At 61.0% G+C, this 17028-nt stretch carries 14 protein-coding genes and 1 tRNA gene; 10 read left to right on the top strand and 5 right to left on the bottom strand.

From position 1 onward, the window contains the following. The first annotated feature begins 147 nt into the window (after positions 1–147). The 3 genes from acs (at position 148) to VSX42_RS02335 (ending at position 4055) form a co-directional block, all read left to right on the top strand. Positions 148–2085 (top strand): acetate--CoA ligase, encoded by a 1938-nt coding sequence (gene acs / locus VSX42_RS02345; protein WP_326502792.1) that lies wholly within the window; start codon positions 148–150, stop codon positions 2083–2085. Between the two features lie 221 nt (positions 2086–2306). Beyond that, entirely contained in the window at positions 2307–2762 is a 456-nt protein-coding gene (gene aroQ, locus VSX42_RS02340) for a type II 3-dehydroquinate dehydratase (protein WP_326502791.1), read from the top strand. A 9-nt stretch (positions 2763–2771) separates the two neighbouring features. Further along, entirely contained in the window at positions 2772–4055 is a 1284-nt protein-coding gene (locus VSX42_RS02335; protein ID WP_326502790.1) for an APC family permease, read from the top strand. Here the strand turns inward: VSX42_RS02335 and VSX42_RS02330 are convergent. Then, entirely contained in the window at positions 4052–5224 is a 1173-nt protein-coding gene (locus tag VSX42_RS02330) for a MarP family serine protease (protein WP_326502789.1), read from the bottom strand. The two genes, VSX42_RS02335 and VSX42_RS02330, sit on opposite strands and share 4 nt — an antisense overlap. A gap of 375 nt (positions 5225–5599) precedes the next feature. Between VSX42_RS02330 and VSX42_RS02325 the strand changes: the two genes are divergently transcribed. After that, positions 5600–6277 (top strand): Crp/Fnr family transcriptional regulator, encoded by a 678-nt coding sequence (locus VSX42_RS02325; protein ID WP_083091991.1) that lies wholly within the window; start codon positions 5600–5602, stop codon positions 6275–6277. A gap of 107 nt (positions 6278–6384) precedes the next feature. Here the strand turns inward: VSX42_RS02325 and VSX42_RS02320 are convergent, their stop codons facing one another. The 4 genes from VSX42_RS02320 to VSX42_RS02305 form a co-directional block, all read right to left on the bottom strand. Continuing rightward, complete coding sequence (locus tag VSX42_RS02320; protein ID WP_326502788.1) at positions 6385–7092, bottom strand: hypothetical protein; 708 nt, start codon at positions 7090–7092, stop codon at positions 6385–6387. Positions 7093–7439: 347 nt separating this feature from the next. Beyond that, positions 7440–8396 carry an NUDIX hydrolase gene (locus VSX42_RS02315; protein ID WP_326502787.1) on the bottom strand — a complete coding sequence of 319 codons (957 nt, stop codon included), beginning with the start codon at positions 8394–8396 and terminating at the stop codon, positions 7440–7442. Beyond that, positions 8389–8865, bottom strand: coding sequence for a RidA family protein (locus VSX42_RS02310; RefSeq protein WP_326502786.1), 477 nt, complete (start codon positions 8863–8865; stop codon positions 8389–8391). Before VSX42_RS02310 ends, VSX42_RS02315 begins: the two co-directional genes overlap by 8 nt. A gap of 84 nt (positions 8866–8949) precedes the next feature. Continuing rightward, positions 8950–9156 (bottom strand): DUF4177 domain-containing protein, encoded by a 207-nt coding sequence (locus VSX42_RS02305; protein WP_185174154.1) that lies wholly within the window; start codon positions 9154–9156, stop codon positions 8950–8952. Between the two features lie 121 nt (positions 9157–9277). Between VSX42_RS02305 and VSX42_RS02300 the strand changes: the two genes are divergently transcribed. The 6 genes from VSX42_RS02300 (at position 9278) to VSX42_RS02275 (ending at position 16949) form a co-directional block, all read left to right on the top strand. Continuing rightward, positions 9278–11407, top strand: coding sequence for a transglycosylase domain-containing protein (locus VSX42_RS02300; RefSeq protein ID WP_326502785.1), 2130 nt, complete (start codon positions 9278–9280; stop codon positions 11405–11407). 32 nt (positions 11408–11439) lie between these two features. After that, on the top strand, positions 11440–12369 hold the full coding sequence (locus VSX42_RS02295) for a metallophosphoesterase (protein WP_418950759.1): 930 nt from the start codon (positions 11440–11442) through the stop codon (positions 12367–12369). 43 nt (positions 12370–12412) lie between these two features. Next, positions 12413–14287, top strand: a complete 1875-nt coding sequence (locus VSX42_RS02290) for an ABC transporter ATP-binding protein (RefSeq protein ID WP_326502784.1) — start codon at positions 12413–12415, stop codon at positions 14285–14287. Continuing rightward, a complete protein-coding gene (locus VSX42_RS02285; protein WP_326502783.1) occupies positions 14284–16101 on the top strand; it encodes an ABC transporter ATP-binding protein in 1818 nt (605 codons plus the stop codon). The genes VSX42_RS02290 and VSX42_RS02285 overlap by 4 nt, the downstream gene beginning before the upstream one ends. Before the next feature lie 65 nt (positions 16102–16166). After that, positions 16167–16243, top strand: a tRNA-Pro gene (locus VSX42_RS02280). Between the two features lie 145 nt (positions 16244–16388). Beyond that, positions 16389–16949, top strand: a complete 561-nt coding sequence (locus tag VSX42_RS02275; RefSeq protein WP_326502782.1) for an NADPH-dependent FMN reductase — start codon at positions 16389–16391, stop codon at positions 16947–16949. The last annotated feature ends 79 nt before the right edge of the window (positions 16950–17028 follow it).

Below are 17028 nucleotides of genomic sequence, written 5' to 3'. Positions count from 1 at the left end.
TACCCGGGTTAGCTGCCGCCGGCGTCCTGATTTCGCGTAACACGAACGCACAAATTTGTGACTAGCGCTACAGGGTGCGCTAAGGTGAGAAAAAGTCCGTTTGTGGCGCACATCAATGACGCGCCCCACAGAACAGGAAGGCACACCATGACCGACACCCAGGACGTCTTCGCCCCCAGCGCCGAGTTCTCAGCCCAGGCCAACGCCCAGCCCTGCATCTACGAAGAAGCCAAAGAAAAGGGCACCGAATTTTGGGCAGAACAGGCCCGCAACCTGCTCACCTGGTACAAACCCTTCACCGAAACCCTCGACTGGTCCAACCCGCCCTTCGCTAAGTGGTTCGCAGACGGCGAGCTCAACGCCTGCTACAACGCCGTAGACCGCCACGTCGAAGCAGGCAACGGCGACCGCACCGCCATCCTTTTTGAGGGCGAGCCCGGCGACACCAAGTCCTACACCTACGCAGAACTCAAGGACGAGGTCTCCCGCGTAGCCAACGGCATCGAATCCCTGGGTGTTTCTAAGGGTGACCGCGTTGCTATCTACATGCCCATGATTGCCGAAGCCGTGATTGCCATGCTGGCCTGCGCCCGCATCGGCGCTGTGCACTCTGTTGTCTTCGGCGGCTTCTCCGCCGATGCCCTGCTCTCCCGCATTGAGGACGGCGAAGCCAAGCTGGTCATCACCGCCGATGGTTCATTCCGCCGCGGCAAGCCCTCCATGCTCAAGCCCGCCGTCGATACCGCCCTGAGCAAGGGCGGGGCTTCAGTGGAAAAGGTGCTGGTCGTCAAGCGCAACGGTGAAGACATCAACTGGGTTGAGGGTCGCGACGTTTGGTGGCACGAGCTGGTTGCCGAGCAGTCCACCGAGCACGAGCCCTCCCGCCAGAACGCCGAAGACCCCCTCTTTATCCTCTACACCTCTGGCACCACCGGTAAGCCCAAGGGTATTCTGCACACCACCGGCGGCTACCTGACCCAGGGTGCCTTCACCCACAAGAACATTTTCGATCTCAAGCCCGAAAGCGACGTCTACTGGTGCACCGCCGACGTCGGCTGGGTCACCGGCCACTCCTACGTTGCCTACGGCCCCCTGGTCAATGGCTCCACCCAGGTCATCTACGAAGGAACCCCTGATGCCCCCCACCGTGGCCGCTTCTGGGAAATCGTACAGAAGTACGGGGTGACCATCATGTACACCTCCCCCACCGCTATTCGCACCATGATGAAGTGGGGCGAAGACATCCCAGCCCAGTACAACCTGTCCACCCTGCGCGTACTGGGCACCGTGGGCGAAGCCATCAACCCCGAAGCCTGGCGCTGGTTCCACCGCGTCATCGGCGGCGGCAAATGCCCCATCGTCGATACCTGGTGGCAGACCGAGACCGGCGCGATTATGGTCTCCCAGCTGCCCGGCATCACCACCGCCAAGCCCGGTAGCGCCCAGCAGCCCATCCCCGGCATCACCATCGACGTAGTGGACGACCTGGGTGAGTCCCTCCCCAACGAGCAGTCCGGCTTCCTGACCATCCGCGAGCCCTGGCCCTCCATGCTCCGCACCATCTGGGGAGACGACGACCGCTTCGTCGACACCTACTGGTCCCGTTTCGAAAACATGTACTTCGCTGGTGACGGCGCTAAGCGCGACGCCGACGGCGACCTCTGGGTCCTGGGCCGCGTGGACGACGTCATGAACGTCTCCGGCCACCGACTCTCCACCCCCGAAATTGAGTCCGCCCTGGTCTCCCACCCCGCCGTCGCCGAAGCAGCGGTTGTCGGTGCAACCGACGAAACCACCGGCCAGGCCGTCATGGCTTTCGTCATCCTCAACGACGAAGCCAAGGCAGCAGGGCACGAGGAGACCGAGCTGGCAGAGCAGATTCGCGCTCACGTGGGTGTCGAAATCTCCCCGATTGCCAAGCCCAAGCGTGTGCTGATTGTGGATGACCTGCCCAAGACCCGCTCCGGCAAGATCATGCGCCGCCTGCTCAAGGACGTCGCCGAAGACCGCCCGGTCGGCGACACCACCACCCTGGCAGACCCCACCGTCATGGAAGCTATCGAGGCTAACTTCAAGAAGGGTTAGCAGCGCGATATAACAGGATGTGGGGCATGCGTGCCCGCCGACTAACCTTCTTGCTGGCTCGCAAGCTCGCAAGCAATTCATGCCAGCCCCAGCCAGTCGGCTTTGGCACGCATACCCCACATCCATCGAAGTGAGTGTTCTTGACTAAACGCCCGCCCTCTTGTGCTCCATCTATGGCAGCAAGCTGGAGGCGGGCGTTTTCGTGTGAAAAACTAGAAACTATGGCAACACCACAGACTGCACCACGACATATCTCCGTAATCAACGGCCCCAACCTCAACCTGCTTGGCGTGCGCAAACCCGAGATTTACGGGCGCACCACTCTGGCCGACATCGAAGCAACCCTTCGTGCCCAAGCCGCCGAGCTGGGCTACGAGATCAGCTTCATGCAGTCCAACCACGAGGGCGACCTCATCGACGCAATCCAGGCAGCCCGTACCGCGTCCGCCGGTATCATCATCAACCCGGCCGCCTACACCCACACCTCCGTGGCCCTGCACGATGCCCTTGAAGCGGCCGAGCTGCCGGTCGTTGAAGTACATCTCTCCAACGTGCACCGGCGGGAGCCCTTCCGCCACCACTCCTACGTCTCGCCCCAGGCGACCGCCGTGATTGCCGGTGCAGGTGCTCAGGGCTACGAACTGGCGCTCTCCTTCCTAGCCCGCCACCTGGGCTAGTTCGGCACGATGGCTACCCAACCTCGGGCACAGCTGACCCTCACCGACGCCGTCTACATCGGTGCTGGGTCCATGATTGGGGCTGGCCTCTTTGCCGCTTTCGCCCCGGCAACAGCGGCAGCGGGCAACTGGCTACTACTCTCACTTGCTCTGGCTGCTTTTCTCGCTTTCGCCAATGCCACCTCTTCGGCCCAGCTGGCCGCCCAGCACCCAGAATCAGGCGGCACCTACATCTACGGTAGTCGCCAACTGGGCCATGCCTGGGGCTTTGCCGCTGGCTGGTGCTTCGTGATCGGTAAAACCGCCAGTTGTGCCGCCATGGCCATGACCTTTGCCTCCTATCTAGCACCGGGTTACGAAAAGCCCCTCGCTATCGCCGCAGTTGCTGCCCTCACCGCCGTCAACTACAGGGGCATTACCCGCACCGCGGCCCTCACTAAAATCCTGGTTACGCTGGTGCTCTTAGCTCTGGCAGTCTTTTTCGGGGCAGTTCTACTCGGGGTAGCCCCCGACCCTGCGATCACCAGCCCAAACGCAGGGGCCGGGGCGGGTGCGTCCACTGCCCCCATCAGCCCAGCGGCAACCATCTACGGGGTGATGCAGGGCGCGGGCCTGCTTTTCTTTGCCTTCGCGGGCTATGCCCGTATCGCAACTATGGGGTCAGAGGTGAGGGACCCCGCCCGCACCATTCCGCGGGCCATCATCATTGCCCTCACCCTGGTGGGCTCGCTCTACCTCTTGGTTGCTCTCGCCCTCATTCACCAGCTGGGCTATCAGGGTCTGGCGGACGCGTCCGCCCCGCTGGCTGCCGCCGTGGGGTCCTCGGTCCCGTTGGCAACCCTCATGGGGTTGGCCGCATCGATCGGCGCACTTGGAGCCCTGCTTGCCCTCATTACGGGTATCGGCCGCACCGGCCAGGCTATGGCATCCAATCGCGACCTACCTACCTACTTTGCCCGCTTGCACCCGGTCTACGGGGTACCCTACCGGCTAGAAATCACCGTAGCGGTTGCTGTCACCGCCCTGATTCTGCTCTTTGATGTGCGCGGCGCTATCGGCTTTTCGTCTTTCGGGGTGCTGCTCTACTACTGTGTAGCCAACCTGGCAGCCTTCACGCAAACCGCCCCCTACCGCCGCTACCCGCGCGCCCTGCAGGTTGCCGGGGCAGCGGGCTGCTGCTTGGTGGTGGGGACGTTGCCGCCCACCTCTATCGCGGGCGGGCTACTTCTGCTGGGGGTGGGGCTAGCGATTTATCTTCTGTACGCCCGCCCCACCCAGGCCGCAAAGCCCTAGTTAGGTACGCATTGGCCGGTTGCAACCTCGGGTGAGGCTGCGCTGACCTGGGCCAGGGCCTCAAGAATATGCGTTGCCGGGACGGCATAGCCGGTCTGGCTCTGGGTTGACTTGGCAAAGACCATAGCCATGACCTGCCCGTCCTCGGTGAGCACAGGCCCGCCAGAGTTACCCTGCTGCACCTGGGCAGCGAGCTGGTAGACCAGGCGGGAGGGGTTAGTTTCACCGGTTTGTGAATTGATGGTTTGGGTGTAACCCAACCCCTGAACTATTGCAGCCCGGCTCGTAAAGGGGCCGCCACCGGGGTAGCCCATGAAGGCAACTTCGGTTCCCGAAGCGACCTCGGCCTGGTTGACGGCCAGGGGGGTGAGGTCAAGATCGGGGGCGCTGATAATCGCGATATCGCGTTCGGTGTCATAGTAGACCACATCGCCTGTTGCGGCTTGGCCGTCGCGGCTCAGCAGGGTGGGAGTGCTGACACCTGCCACCACGTGGGCGTTGGTGACCACCAGGCCGCCATCCGCCACGAACCCTGACCCCTCTGATGTGTAATTACAAGCCTGAGCTGATCCCACCACCTGCACAACCGACCACCCGGCCTCGTCCAGGGCCGCCGTTTGTAGGGTGCCCAGAGGGGCAGACTGCTCGGGGTAAAGCAGCTGGGAGATTTCAGGAAGACCGGTAGCCTGCACGATTTGGCCGCGAATCTCGGTGACCTTCTCTTGGGCGGAGGCCGGGGTCATCTGCATCATCCAGCTGATGACCTTAGAGTCTGCGGTCAAAGCGGTAACAGAGGGAATACCCAGGGGGCGGACGACCAGCACCACCGTGACAATCACGAGAGAGGCCAGCACCATGTTGAATAATCCACCGGCAAGCCGCTCCAGACCTCGCAGGGGCGTGCGGTCGCTTGCCCTGCGGATAGCACTGCCCAGGGTCATACCCAGAGTCTGCCCCAAAACCAGGCAGGCAAGTACCGTACCCAGCCCGGCCAGCAGATACCACCGTGCATCAACCTGGTCAATGACCCAGGGGGTTGCGTAGATAGCGGCAACTGCGCCCAGCACGAAACCTACAAAGGTGCCAAGGGTGACAAAGAGGCCCTGCCGCACACCGGCTAAAAAGTAGAGGGCAATAACAGCGATAATGACCCAGTCAAGTACGGTCATGACTCTCCATTCAACGGGGAAGGCTGGGCAGGCCGGGTTCCGGTACCTATCGCTACAGCAAGACACACCGCAGTAGATAGTGCAGCCCCTGCCGACATTCAGCCCTCACAGGAATACCACAGCCTACACTCCCAACCTGAAAAAATAGGCGGAAACTAGGGAAAAATTCTCGGTAAGCGGTAGCGCCCTGCCGTCTTTGGGTATCGAAAGCACCAAATATCCTGTAGGCTCGTAATAGTTGAATAAGTCACAGATAAAAGTGCTGTGTGATGAACTAGGCAAAGACTATGCTTAGAAGTCTGCCCGCCCTGTACGGACAGGGCACCGCACTCGAATCGCCCTTTAGATCCACCATTTCAGGAGTAAAAGAGAACCATGGATATTGAAGTACTACGCCGTGCTCCGCTGTTCGCTTCACTCGACGACGAAGCCTTTGCAGCGCTGACCGAAGACATCACCGAAGTTGACCTTTCACGCGGTGCCACCCTCTTCTACGAAGGCGACCAGGGCGACCAGCTCTACTTCGTTATCTCAGGCAAGATGAAGCTGGGCCGCACCGCTTCCGACGGCCGTGAGAACCTGGTAGCTATCATGGGCCCCGGCGAAATCTTCGGTGAGATGGCCCTGTTCGATCCCTCACCCCGTTCAACCAGCGCAACCGCTGTTTCTGAGACCCGCCTGGCAGGTGTGAAGCACGAGTCCCTGCGCAAGGCTATGGAGAAGTCCCCCAACATCTCTGCTCAGGTTCTGCAGGCTCTGGCCCGCCGTCTGCGCCGCACCAATGAGAACCTGGCCGACCTGGTCTTCTCAGACGTCCCCGGCCGCGTTGCTAAGGCCCTGCTTGACCTGGCTGACCGCTTCGGTCGTCCCGCCACCGACGGTGTGCTGGTTGCCCACGAGCTGACCCAGGAAGAGCTGGCCCAGCTGGTCGGTGCTTCCCGTGAGACCGTGAATAAGGCTCTGGCTGAGTTCGTTTCCCGCGGCTGGATTCGTCTGGAAGCTCGCGCTGTGGTCATCCTCGATCTGCAGCGTCTGCGCCAGCGCTCCCGCTAAGGTGGGGCGGGCGTCCTGCCTGCTCTCAATACTCTAAAACCGGGTGGTCAGCTCTAGCTGACCACCCGGTTTTTTGCACCTACGGGGGCAGGGGCGGACGCCGGTGGTTAGCGGGTCTGCCAGGTGAGACCGTCGGATGAAGTGATGAGGGTAGTGCTGCTTGAGAGCACCCAGGCCGGGTAGCCAACTTCGAGGGTGTATGTGCCGTTGGCGTAGTGGGCCTCTAACAGGTAGGAAGCAGCTGGGTCTAGCTCGTGGGTGGTCCAGGTGAGCCCGTTATCTGCGCTGGTCAGCAGTGTGGCCCCTTCGGCACGGGCTTGGCAGTAGACCAGAACCGTCTCGCTGAGGCGCTGGTGGCCGCAGAGCTCTAGGGGTTTGGCTCCTACCGTAGAAATCTTCCCGCCAAAGAGCCAGTAGCCCTGGTCTGGGCTGTAGGTTGCGGCGTAGATGTCGTTGCTATTGGCCAGAACCAGGCCGAAGGTTCCGCTCTCGTCGATGTCGGTGACGTTCTCAGCCTCAACAAGAGTAAGCGGGGTGGGAGTGTAGGGGTGGCCGGTGGACTCGGGGGCTGACGTGGCGGCCTGGACGTCGCCCAGGTTGCCAGGTGGGGTTGAGGTACTCCCGGGGTCGTGGCTTTTGGGCCAACAGTCATTGGTTCCCCCAAGGTCACGAGCAAATATAAGGTTGACCTGTTGTGCCTCCCTGCAATAGTCACGGTCTAGCCCTACGGGGAACTGGTAGTAGGTTTTCCCCTCATCTTCATAGCGAATCCAACCGGTACTGAAAACCAGAACGATGAAGAAGCTAAAAGTCATTACCAGGGCAAGAGCACTTACCAGCAAGAGCAGAAGCCCTTGGGCGAACCAGGTGGTTAACAGGGCCAGAGTGCTGCCTCTAGCCCCATCTGGCTGGGGAATTCTTCCCAGGCTCTTGAGGATATAGGCGGTTCCACACACCAGTAAGGTAAGGGCCGCCAGGTAAGAGAGTCCCAGGCAGACCAAGCCTAGCCCTGGGATAAGTTGCAACCCCATGGCGCCCAGCCCCAAGCGTCCACCGATCATAGCCACCAGTAACAGACAGGCCCCCAGGGTCGCCCATCTGGTAAGTCTCTGCGAGAACAAGATGGGTTCTGAACTGGGGACCTGATGCTCAAGAGACACAGCTAGGCCTTTTTCTCCTGCACCGCCAGGTAGCAGGTGCCAGCGGCATCCTGCTTGACCTCGGGCAGGTAGAGGGAAACCTGGCGTCGCTTGGCCAGGAAGGCAACCGCCCCGGAGGCCGCAGCGAGCTGTTCCAGCAGGTACATGACCCCGGGGGTCACCAGCTCCTGGAAGGGAACCCCGACGGTATCGTCCTGCCCGATTTCGTTACCAAGTTCCACGCTCATGGGGTGGGCAACCAGCTCGCGCACGCTGACCCAGCGCCCCCATATTCCCTTCCCGGCGAGCAGGGAGGGGTTCTGCCCCACCGGCACCGCGCAGGTGAAATAGTGAATGTCGTAACGCTTGTGGAAGAAGCCCGGTGACTGCCAGCGGGCTAGGGGCTTGAGCAGGTCGGCACGGATTTTGAGGCCACGGCGTTCCAGGTAGTCAGCAAAGGTTTTATCCTGCTGGGCTACGGCCAGGCGGGAGGCCATACACTCGTGCCCGCTGGTGAGCTCGATGGTCGAGAGCTCGCCGCTACCTGCCAAGAGCACGCCGGTCTCTTCAAAGAGCTCACGTACCGCGGTGACCACGGCAGCGTTAGCTGCCCCCAGGTCATCCTCGCTAAAAGCTTTAGCCCAGTAGTCACCACCGGGGCCGACCCAGCCGATGGGGGCGGCGTCCTCAGGCACGCCCAGGCCGCCGGGGAAGGCGACCCGGCCCATAGGGGATTTCACCCGGTAGGTTATAAAGGTTTCAGGCCCCGAAGCGCCATCGCGCACAAAAACGACCGCGGCTGCGGGCTTGGCCGCGCGCGGGGTGCAGTCCCCTTCATCGAGCCAGGTGCGGGCGGAATCCTGCTGGCTTGAGGGGATGGGGTGGGTTTTGGGTGCCAAGGCCGCCGCCGAAGCGTAGGGGGCGGACGCCGGCGGCGGCACCCGTTTGAGGGCACCGGTATACATGGGTTGGCTAGGCATATTCCACGATGATTTCAACTTCTACCGGGGAGTCCAGCGGTAGTACCGGCACGCCAACAGCTGAACGGGCGTGCACGCCTGCCTCGCCAAAGACCTCACCCAGCAGCAGGGAGGCCCCGTTAATGACGGCGGGCTGGCCGGTAAAAGAAGGGTCTGATGAGACAAAGCCAACCACCTTGACCACGCGGGTGACGCGGTCAAGATCGCCGATGACGGATTTGACGGCAGCCAGGGCGTTCAGGGCTGAGAGGCTAGCCAGTTTCTGCGCGGTTTCGGGGTCTACAAAGCCTTCGGCGCCGGAATCTGAGACCTTGCCGGTGGCGGGCAGCTCGCCCTTAACGAAAGGCAGCTGGCCCGAGGTGTAGACGTAGTTACCGCTGGTGACGGCAGGAACGTAGGCAGCTACCGGGGCTGCCAGCTCGGGCAGGTCATAGCCAAGTTCTGTGAGTCGATCTTCGATTTTTGACACGGTGTACCTTCTTGAAAAGCAGTGTTTCTAGGGGCCAAAAACCGGGCTCGGGGCGAAGCCTGAACCCGGTTCTGGTGTGAGTATTTAGTTGCTAGCCTTCTTGCGCTTAAAGTAGGCGATTGGATTGCCCTGAGTGGGGGCAACCATGTTCCCGGCGGGAGTGGCGCCGCTAGGAGCGGGGGCACCGGGGAGCACGGTAACGAGCTCCCAGCCGTCTTCACCCCAGTTATCGAGGATCTGCTTGGTTGCGTGAATCATCAGGGGCACTGTTGCGTATTCCCATTTTTCCATAGCACCAAGCCTAGACCACCGGGGCTAAAAAGACGACTCTTACATCTCTCACAGGTTTTTCTTGGGTGGCTGTGACATGCATGCCGGTGCGCTTTTCGCCCTGAGCCGATAAACTGATGCAATGGCTTCTTCAAAGAATGTACGAAAGAGGCGCCGTAGTCCCGGCGACCTTGTTCAGTTTATTGCGCTGAGCATCATTGCCGGTTTTATTGCGGCGCTGATTATGGTGCCGCCCACTACAGCTCTCAGTGCATCCATTAATGCATCAATGAACTGGTTTAAGAGTCTGCCCGCCTCCCTGAGTGACGGACCGCTCTCTCAGCCGTCCGTCATCTACGCAAATGACGGAAAAACTGAGCTAGCATCCTACTACGCCCAGAACCGCACCGAGGTGGCGCTGGATGACATTTCCCAGCACATGAAGGATGCAATTCTTTCGTCTGAAGACCGCAACTTCTACGACCACGGCGCGGTTTCCCCCATGGGTATCGCCCGTGCTCTGGTCAATAACATCATCAACCCGAACGCCCGCCAGGGCGCCTCAACCCTAACCCAGCAGTACGTCAACAACCTGCTCATTGACGCTGCTGAGCAGTCGGGCGAAGAGGCCTCCACTTTGGGGGCCAACAAGGACTACCTTGACAAGGTCAAGGAACTCAAGCTGGCCATTTCGATGGAACAGAACCTCTCTAAAGACGAGATTCTCGAGGGTTACCTCAACATCATTAACATGGGCGGCTCCAACTACGGCGTAGAGGCAGCAGCCTACTACTACTGGGGTATCTCAGCTTCAGAGCTCAGCATCTCCCAGTCGGCCATTTTGGCGGGCATGGTGGTGTCTCCCAACATTTACCGCCCCGATGTAAATCCTGAGCTATCCAAAGAGCGCCGTGACGTGGTGCTCGGTACCATGTTCCGCGACGGTAAGATTACCGAAGATGAATACTCTGATGCTCTAAATGAGGAAATTACTCTCGATATTCACACCACCCCCATGGGTTGCTCTACCGCCGGTGACTTTGCACATTTCTGCTACTACGCTGTTACGGACTTCCTGAACGACGAAACCTACGGCGCAACCGAGGACGATCGCACCAACGCCCTCTACCGCGGCGGCTACAAGATCATTACCACCATTGACCCTGACGCCCAGAAGGACGCCAAGACCCAGGTTGAAGCCACTCAGCCTTCCACCAACAACCCCGACCGTGTCAGTGCCTCTCTCGTTTCAGTTGCTCCCGGCACCGGCAAGATTATTGCCATGGCCCAGAACTCCGGCTACGGCCCCTCTGATACAAGCGACTTTGCGGATAACTACTTCAACTTCAACGTGAGTGTCTCCCACGGTGGTACAGCAGGCTTCCAGCCCGGTTCAACCTTCAAGGCCGTGATTCTGGCCCAGTGGATTAAGGACGGCAAGGGCGTCAACGCCACCATTGATGGCACTTCCCTCAGCTACCCCAAGAGCTTCCAGTGGCCTGCTAAATGCGAGGAGGGCGGCTTCGTTACCTCCGAAGACGCTGATGGCTACGTCTTCACCAACTCTGAAGGCGGCAACCAGAGCTGGGGTACCGTGGCCTACGGCCTGAAGAACTCCATTAACTCCTACTCCATTAAGATGGCGTCGGTGACCGATGCCTGTGCCCTCAACGACCTACGGGCCAAGCTCCGCATCACCGACGGTAACGGGGCAGACCCCTATTCCATCACCCGCCCCGCCTACCTGCTGGGTGGTTGGCCCCAGGGTACCACCCCGCTGATTATGGCTTCGGCCTACGCCACTTTTGCCAGCGGCGGCACCTACTGCGAGCCTGTTTCGCTGGAGAAGGTCAGCAAGGGCGATACCGAGGTCAAGACCTATGAGTCCACCTGTGAGCGCGTACTTGAAGAGGACGTTGCCAACGGCGTGAACTACGTACTCAAGCAGGTTCTGGTGGACGGCTCGGGTTACCAGCGCGGTATTGGCCTGACCGATGCGTCCGCCGCTAAAACCGGTACCACCGATAACTCTGCCCAGACCTGGACCGTAGGGTACACGCGCGGCCTTTCCACCGCATCATGGGTGGGCAGCATGGAAAACACCTCTCGCCCTCTCAACGGCCTTTCCATCAACGGTAGAGTTCTGGACTACGTGGACGGTGCCACCTACGCAGGTGCCCAGTGGCAGAAGTTCATGCAGGCCCAGGCTAAGAACTACAACACCGATAAGTTCGATACCCCCTCGAACACGGTTCTTGGTACTAACCAGTAAGGACTCCCTTGAATTCTCAGAATTCTCGTGGCGTGGCGGCTTCAGCTGGCGCTCTTACCCAGACCCTTTCAGCGGTTCTGGCAGCGGGTGCCGTAGCTGGGGCCGCCACGGCCGCTTATGCCCACTTTATTGAGCTCAATAACTTCCAGGTACGTAGGGAAACCCTGCCGATTCTGCCGGCAGGTAGCCCCGATTTTAAGATTCTGCATATCTCGGATATGCACATGATTCCGGGGCAGGCCCAGAAAACCGCCTTTATGCATTCTCTAACCGAGCTAGAGCCTGATCTGGTCATCAATACCGGCGATAACCTCTCCCATCTCGATGGCCTTCCCGCCCTACTAGAGGCCCTGGACCCCCTGCTGGATTTCCCGGGTGTCTATGTGCCCGGCTCTAACTGCTACTTTGCTCCGGTGCCCAAAAACCCGGCCCGCTACCTCTGGAAGAAGAACACCGGGGACGAGGCCAACGACCAAACCCGCGCGGTACTCCCCACCCAGGTGATGCACGATGCCTTCGATGCCCGCGGCTGGGTAGGGCTGATTAACCGCTATGAGACGCTCACCCTCGGAGGGCTGCGCCTAGAATTCTCCGGGGTGGACGACCCCCACCTGGAGTACGACCGCCACCCCGGTTTCTCCCCCACAGCTTTCAGCGCGGAGCCGGGCCCGAGCGTCCGCCTGGGTATCTGCCACGCCCCCTACCTGCGCACCCTGGACCGGTTTGCGGACGACGGCGCCCAGGCTATCTTCGCGGGCCACACCCACGGTGGACAGGTATGCCTCCCGGGTGGGCGGGCTCTAGTGTCCAACTGCGATCTACCCCCGGCCCGGGCCAAGGGTCTTTCTTACCAGGGGGACGTGCCCGTGCAGGTAACGGCTGGCCTGGGCACCTCGCGCTATGCCCAGGTGCGCCTCTTCTGCCCGCCCGAGGCTGTGCTGGTGACGCTGACAGCCCGGTAACCTATCTGGTTTTTACAGGAATGCAAATGTAAGATAGATTACTATGGCTTCTCGGCTACTGCGCGTCTCCCCCATACCCACGCCTCCCCCTGTGCCCTACGGTGCCCGCACCGAGCAGGACATCACCCTCTGGCAGTATTCCCGCCCTATTCGTGCGCGCTGGGTCTGCGGGCTTTTCGTAGCACTCACCGCAGCCATTATCGCTATCTCCATCCCCCAGGTTTTGGGCTGGATTGTCGATGCCATGCTGACCGACCAGCCCACCGTGGGAGCGGTCTGGGCAGGCGGCGCCCTGGTTTTTGCGCTGGGTCTAGCCCAGTCTGCCCTTTTCTTCCTGCGTAGGCAGCTGGTTATTGAGCCCGCCAGCACGGTAGAAAACACCATGCGCATCGACCTCTTCGACCGCCTGTTGCGCTCCCCCGTGGCCTTCCACGACCGCTGGCCTTCGGGCCAACTCCTAACCCGTGCCATGAGCGATTTAGGCACTATCCGCCGTTGGACCGCCTTCGGCCTGATCCAAATCATTACCGTAGCCGTCCAGGTAACCGTCGGTAGTTTCTACATGTTTACCGGCGCCTGGCAGCTGGGTCTGGTCTTTCTGGCCAGCATGCCGCTGACCCTCTTCTGCGTCTGGCGATTTGTGCTGACCTTCCGCACCCTGACCCGCAAGGCCCAAGAGCGCACCGGCGACCTGGCAACAACCGTCGAGGAATCGGTGCAGGGCTTACGTGTGCTCAAGGCGCTAGGGCGAGGCCCACACGCCCTGGCCGGGTTCCGCCAAGAAGCCCAAGAACTACTAGACCTTGAAGTTGCGCGAGGCCGGGCCATGGGGCGGGTCCGCATGCAGACCACCCTCATTAGCGGAGCCTCCCTCTGCGTGGCCCTACTCTGGGGGCTGCACCTGGTCAGCACGGGCGTCATGACCGTCGGTGCCCTCACCAGCTATTTCGCAACCGCCACCATCCTGTTTACCCAGGTGGAGCGCTCGGGCATGCTGATTTCCATGTATCTGGCATCGAGTGTTTCTATGGACCGCCACCGCCAGGTCATGGTGGGCGAGGCCGGTGAAGATATCGACATTCTGCCCGCCCACCGCGAGCGCCCCGAGGCGGCAGCTGCCCGCCTCGATTTTAAGGACGTCGCCTTCAGCTACGGGGAGCAGGAGCAGCAGGTGCTCACCGGCTTTACTCTGCAGGTGCGCCCGGGAGAGATTATTGCCCTGGTCGGTTCGACCGGGTCGGGTAAGTCTACCGTCCTTCAGCTGGTGCAGAGGCTCTATGAGCCGACCGCGGGCAGCATCAGCCTGAACGGTCGCGATATCGCCTCCCTTCCCCTGCCTGAGCTGCGTTCCCAGGTAGCAATTGCCTTTGAAGACCCCCTGCTGTTTTCGGCGAGCGTGCGCGATAACGTCCTGCTGGGTCTAGACCGCAGCGAACTCACCCTGGCTGAGGAAGAAGCCATTCTGACCCGCGCCCTGACCGTGGCTGCCGCTGACTATGTGTACCAGCTCCCTGAGGGAATCGATACCGTCATCGGCGAAGAAGGTATGAGCCTATCTGGCGGCCAGCGTCAGCGCCTCTCGCTAGCGCGCGCTATCGCCGCGAGCCCGGCCGTCCTCCTGCTCGATGATCCGCTCTCTGCCCTCGATGTGACGACCGAAGAGAAGGTGGTGGGTCTGCTCAAGCAGGAGCTGACCGAAACCACCACCCTGCTCACGGCCCACCGGCCCTCTACAGTGGCCTTGGCCGACCGGGTGGTGCTCTTGCAGCAGGGGCAGGTAGCTGCAGTGGGCACCCACACCGAGCTGCTCAGCAACCCCATGTACCGCGACCTCATGAGCACCGACACCCAGCTAACCCCCGAAAAGCTAGCTGACGCCGGTGAGATTGAGAGCGAGATACAGGAGGGCGGACGATGAGCCAGAGAATTACCGATTCAGAAGATAAAATTCAGCTCTCTAAGAGCGAAGCTAAAGCCGTTCGCCGCCGGTCGGTGGCGCTCTTACTCGATGTACTGAGGCCGGTGCGGAGCCACCTGCTCTTCACCCTTTTCCTGGTGATCCTGGCAACGGCCCTGACCACGGCCATGCCCTGGCTCATTTCTACGGCCATCAACGACGCCCTAGAACCCCTGCTGGCGGGAGACAGCAGCTACGCGATGACGCTGGCAGCCCTCTATGTAGCGGCAGCGGTCGTGGCCGGTTTAGCGACCTACACCAATATTCTGCTCACCTACAAGATTTCCCAGAAGGTGCTCTTTGACCTGCGCCAGCGTATGTTTGAGCACGCCCAAAAACTCTCGGTAGGCTTCCACGATACCTACACCTCGGGTCGTGTAATCTCCCGTCTCACCAGTGACCTCGATACGATTCGGCAGTTCCTCGACTCGGGGCTTTCTGAGCTTGCAGCCATGCTGCTCTCTATCTCCTTTACCATCGTGGCCCTCTGCCTGATGGACTGGCGGGCTGGCCTCGCCCTACTGGTGATGATGTTCCCCGTCGCCTGGCTCACCGCCTGGTTCCGCCGCGAATCTGAACTGGCCTACCGGGCCCAGCGGGTGGCGTCCGCCCGCATCATCTCCCGCTTTGCCGAGACCTTCACCGGCCTACGCGCCGTCAAGGCCTTCCGCGCCGAGGCAAGCTCGCGCGCAGCCTACGCGGACGCCGCCGAGGACTACCGGGTGCGCGTTATGCAGTCCATCAAGGTACACGGCACCTACATGCCAGCCCTTCAGGCCCTGGGCAACACCTTTGTTGCCATTGTGCTCGTGGTTGGCGGCTACTCCATCCTGGGCGGGTCCATGCAGGCAGGCACTCTGCTAGCCCTTGTCATCTACGCCAACCGTGTCTTTGAACCTATCTTCATGCTCTCGGACTACTACAACATGTTCCAGTCGGCTGTCTCGGCCCTCGAGAAAGTGTCGGGTTTCCTCGACGAAGAGCCCGAGGTAGCCGAGCCCGAGCGTCCGGCCCGCCGAACAGCTCCCGCGAGCGGGCACCTGGTCTTTGATGAGGTTGAGTTTGAGTACGTCGAAGGACGCCCCACCCTGCACCGTCTGAATCTCGACATCCCTGCCGGGCAGCGCCTAGCCTTGGTGGGAGAAACCGGTGCCGGTAAATCAACCATCGCCAAACTCATTGCCCGCTTCTACGATGTCACCCACGGGCAGCTCACCCTTGACGGGGTAGACCTGCGTGACCTGTCCGATGAGCAGCTGCGCCGTGAGGTCGTCATGGTCACCCAGGAGGCCTACCTCTTCAAGGGCACCGTGGCTGACAATATCCGCCTGGGCAACCCGGCTGCCAGCGATGAAGAAGTGTTCGAGGCGGCCCGCAAGGTCGGGGCCTACGACTTTATCACCGGCCTGCCCCAGGGTTTCGACACCAACCTCTCTAAGCGCGGTGGGCGGGTCTCTGCGGGCCAGCGTCAGCTCATTTCCTTTGCCCGGGCCTTCCTGGCCGACCCGGCCGTCCTAATTCTCGATGAAGCCACCGCCTCCCTCGATATTCCGACCGAAAAGCTGGTACAGCAGGGGCTTGAGTCCCTACTGGCGGGGCGCACCTCTGTGGTGATTGCCCACCGCCTCTCCACGGTCCTCACCGCCGACCGGGTGCTGGTGGTGTCGGACGGGCGCGTGGTGGAGGACGGCTCCCCCGCCGCCCTGGTCGAGGCCGGCGGACGCTTTGCCGCTATGGCCCAGGCCTGGGAAGAGAACAACAGTACCGAGGGCTAAATCGGGGTGATTTGGCAGGCTTAAGACCACCGCGCTATACTTGAGAGGTTGTTATACGCAACAATCGGGATGTGGCGCAGCTTGGTAGCGCGCGTCGTTCGGGACGACGAGGCCGCAGGTTCAAATCCTGTCATCCCGACCAAGCGTAACCGCCCCTGGCTCTAGCCGGGGGCGGTTTTTTGTTGCCCGCTTTTGCCCCCATAGGGTCACACATCGTCATAGATACTTGCATTGTAAAGTTTACCGAGTGTAAGCTGAAGAAAAATGCAGAAGTGAAAGGACGACCCGTGTCACAGAAAATTCTCGTTATCTCCGGCTCAGACCGCGACGGTTCCTTCAACACCCAGCTCGCCGAGCAGCTCGTCGAAGCCCTGGAAAATGAGGGCCAGCGCGCTGAGGTCTACGATTTCTCAGCAGTTCCCCTGCTCAGCCAGAACTCCGAGTTCCCGGCACCGGCCTCCGTCGAAAAGCTACGCGCCGATATTGCTAATGCGGCCGGCCTAATTCTGGTCTCACCCGAATACAACGGCTCCTACCCTGCCCGCCTGAAGAACCTGATTGACTGGGCCTCACGCGCCGTCATCGCGGGTGACAACACCACTCCCACCGTTCTTAACGGCAAGAAGGTCGGCGTTGCCTCGGTCGCCAACTCAACCTACGGTAAGTTCGTGCGCGAGCACCTGCGTAGCCTGGTCCCCTATGTTCGTGCCAACCTGATGGAGGGCGAGGGCCTGGGCGTCCGCATCCCCGGTGAGGCCTGGGGCACCGGCAAGCTAGAACTGGACGAAGAGCAGCAGAAGAACGTTGATCAGTTCGTTGCTGACTACCTGAAGTTCCTGGCCGACTAATCACCTGAACTCAAAAAATTGGGGCCTCCCTGGCACACAGGGAGGCCCTTTTGCATGGGTTTCAGCAGTTCGGCTCAGC

Origin of the sequence: Rothia nasimurium (assembly GCF_035916755.1) — a bacterium.
GTDB lineage: Bacteria > Actinomycetota > Actinomycetes > Actinomycetales > Micrococcaceae > Rothia.
Note: the sequence above shows the minus strand (reverse complement) of the source record. Positions and strands in the feature narration are given on the sequence as shown.

Coding starts and splice junctions, on each gene's coding strand:
- acs (WP_326502792.1), top strand. CDS start 148: ATGACCGACACCCAGGACGTCTTCGCCCCCAGCGCCGAGTTCTCAGCC.
- aroQ (WP_326502791.1), top strand. CDS start 2,307: ATGGCAACACCACAGACTGCACCACGACATATCTCCGTAATCAACGGC.
- VSX42_RS02335 (WP_326502790.1), top strand. CDS start 2,772: ATGGCTACCCAACCTCGGGCACAGCTGACCCTCACCGACGCCGTCTAC.
- VSX42_RS02330 (WP_326502789.1), bottom strand. CDS start 5,224: ATGACCGTACTTGACTGGGTCATTATCGCTGTTATTGCCCTCTACTTT.
- VSX42_RS02325 (WP_083091991.1), top strand. CDS start 5,600: ATGGATATTGAAGTACTACGCCGTGCTCCGCTGTTCGCTTCACTCGAC.
- VSX42_RS02320 (WP_326502788.1), bottom strand. CDS start 7,092: ATGACTTTTAGCTTCTTCATCGTTCTGGTTTTCAGTACCGGTTGGATT.
- VSX42_RS02315 (WP_326502787.1), bottom strand. CDS start 8,396: ATGCCTAGCCAACCCATGTATACCGGTGCCCTCAAACGGGTGCCGCCG.
- VSX42_RS02305 (WP_185174154.1), bottom strand. CDS start 9,156: ATGGAAAAATGGGAATACGCAACAGTGCCCCTGATGATTCACGCAACC.
- VSX42_RS02300 (WP_326502785.1), top strand. CDS start 9,278: ATGGCTTCTTCAAAGAATGTACGAAAGAGGCGCCGTAGTCCCGGCGAC.
- VSX42_RS02290 (WP_326502784.1), top strand. CDS start 12,413: ATGGCTTCTCGGCTACTGCGCGTCTCCCCCATACCCACGCCTCCCCCT.
- VSX42_RS02285 (WP_326502783.1), top strand. CDS start 14,284: ATGAGCCAGAGAATTACCGATTCAGAAGATAAAATTCAGCTCTCTAAG.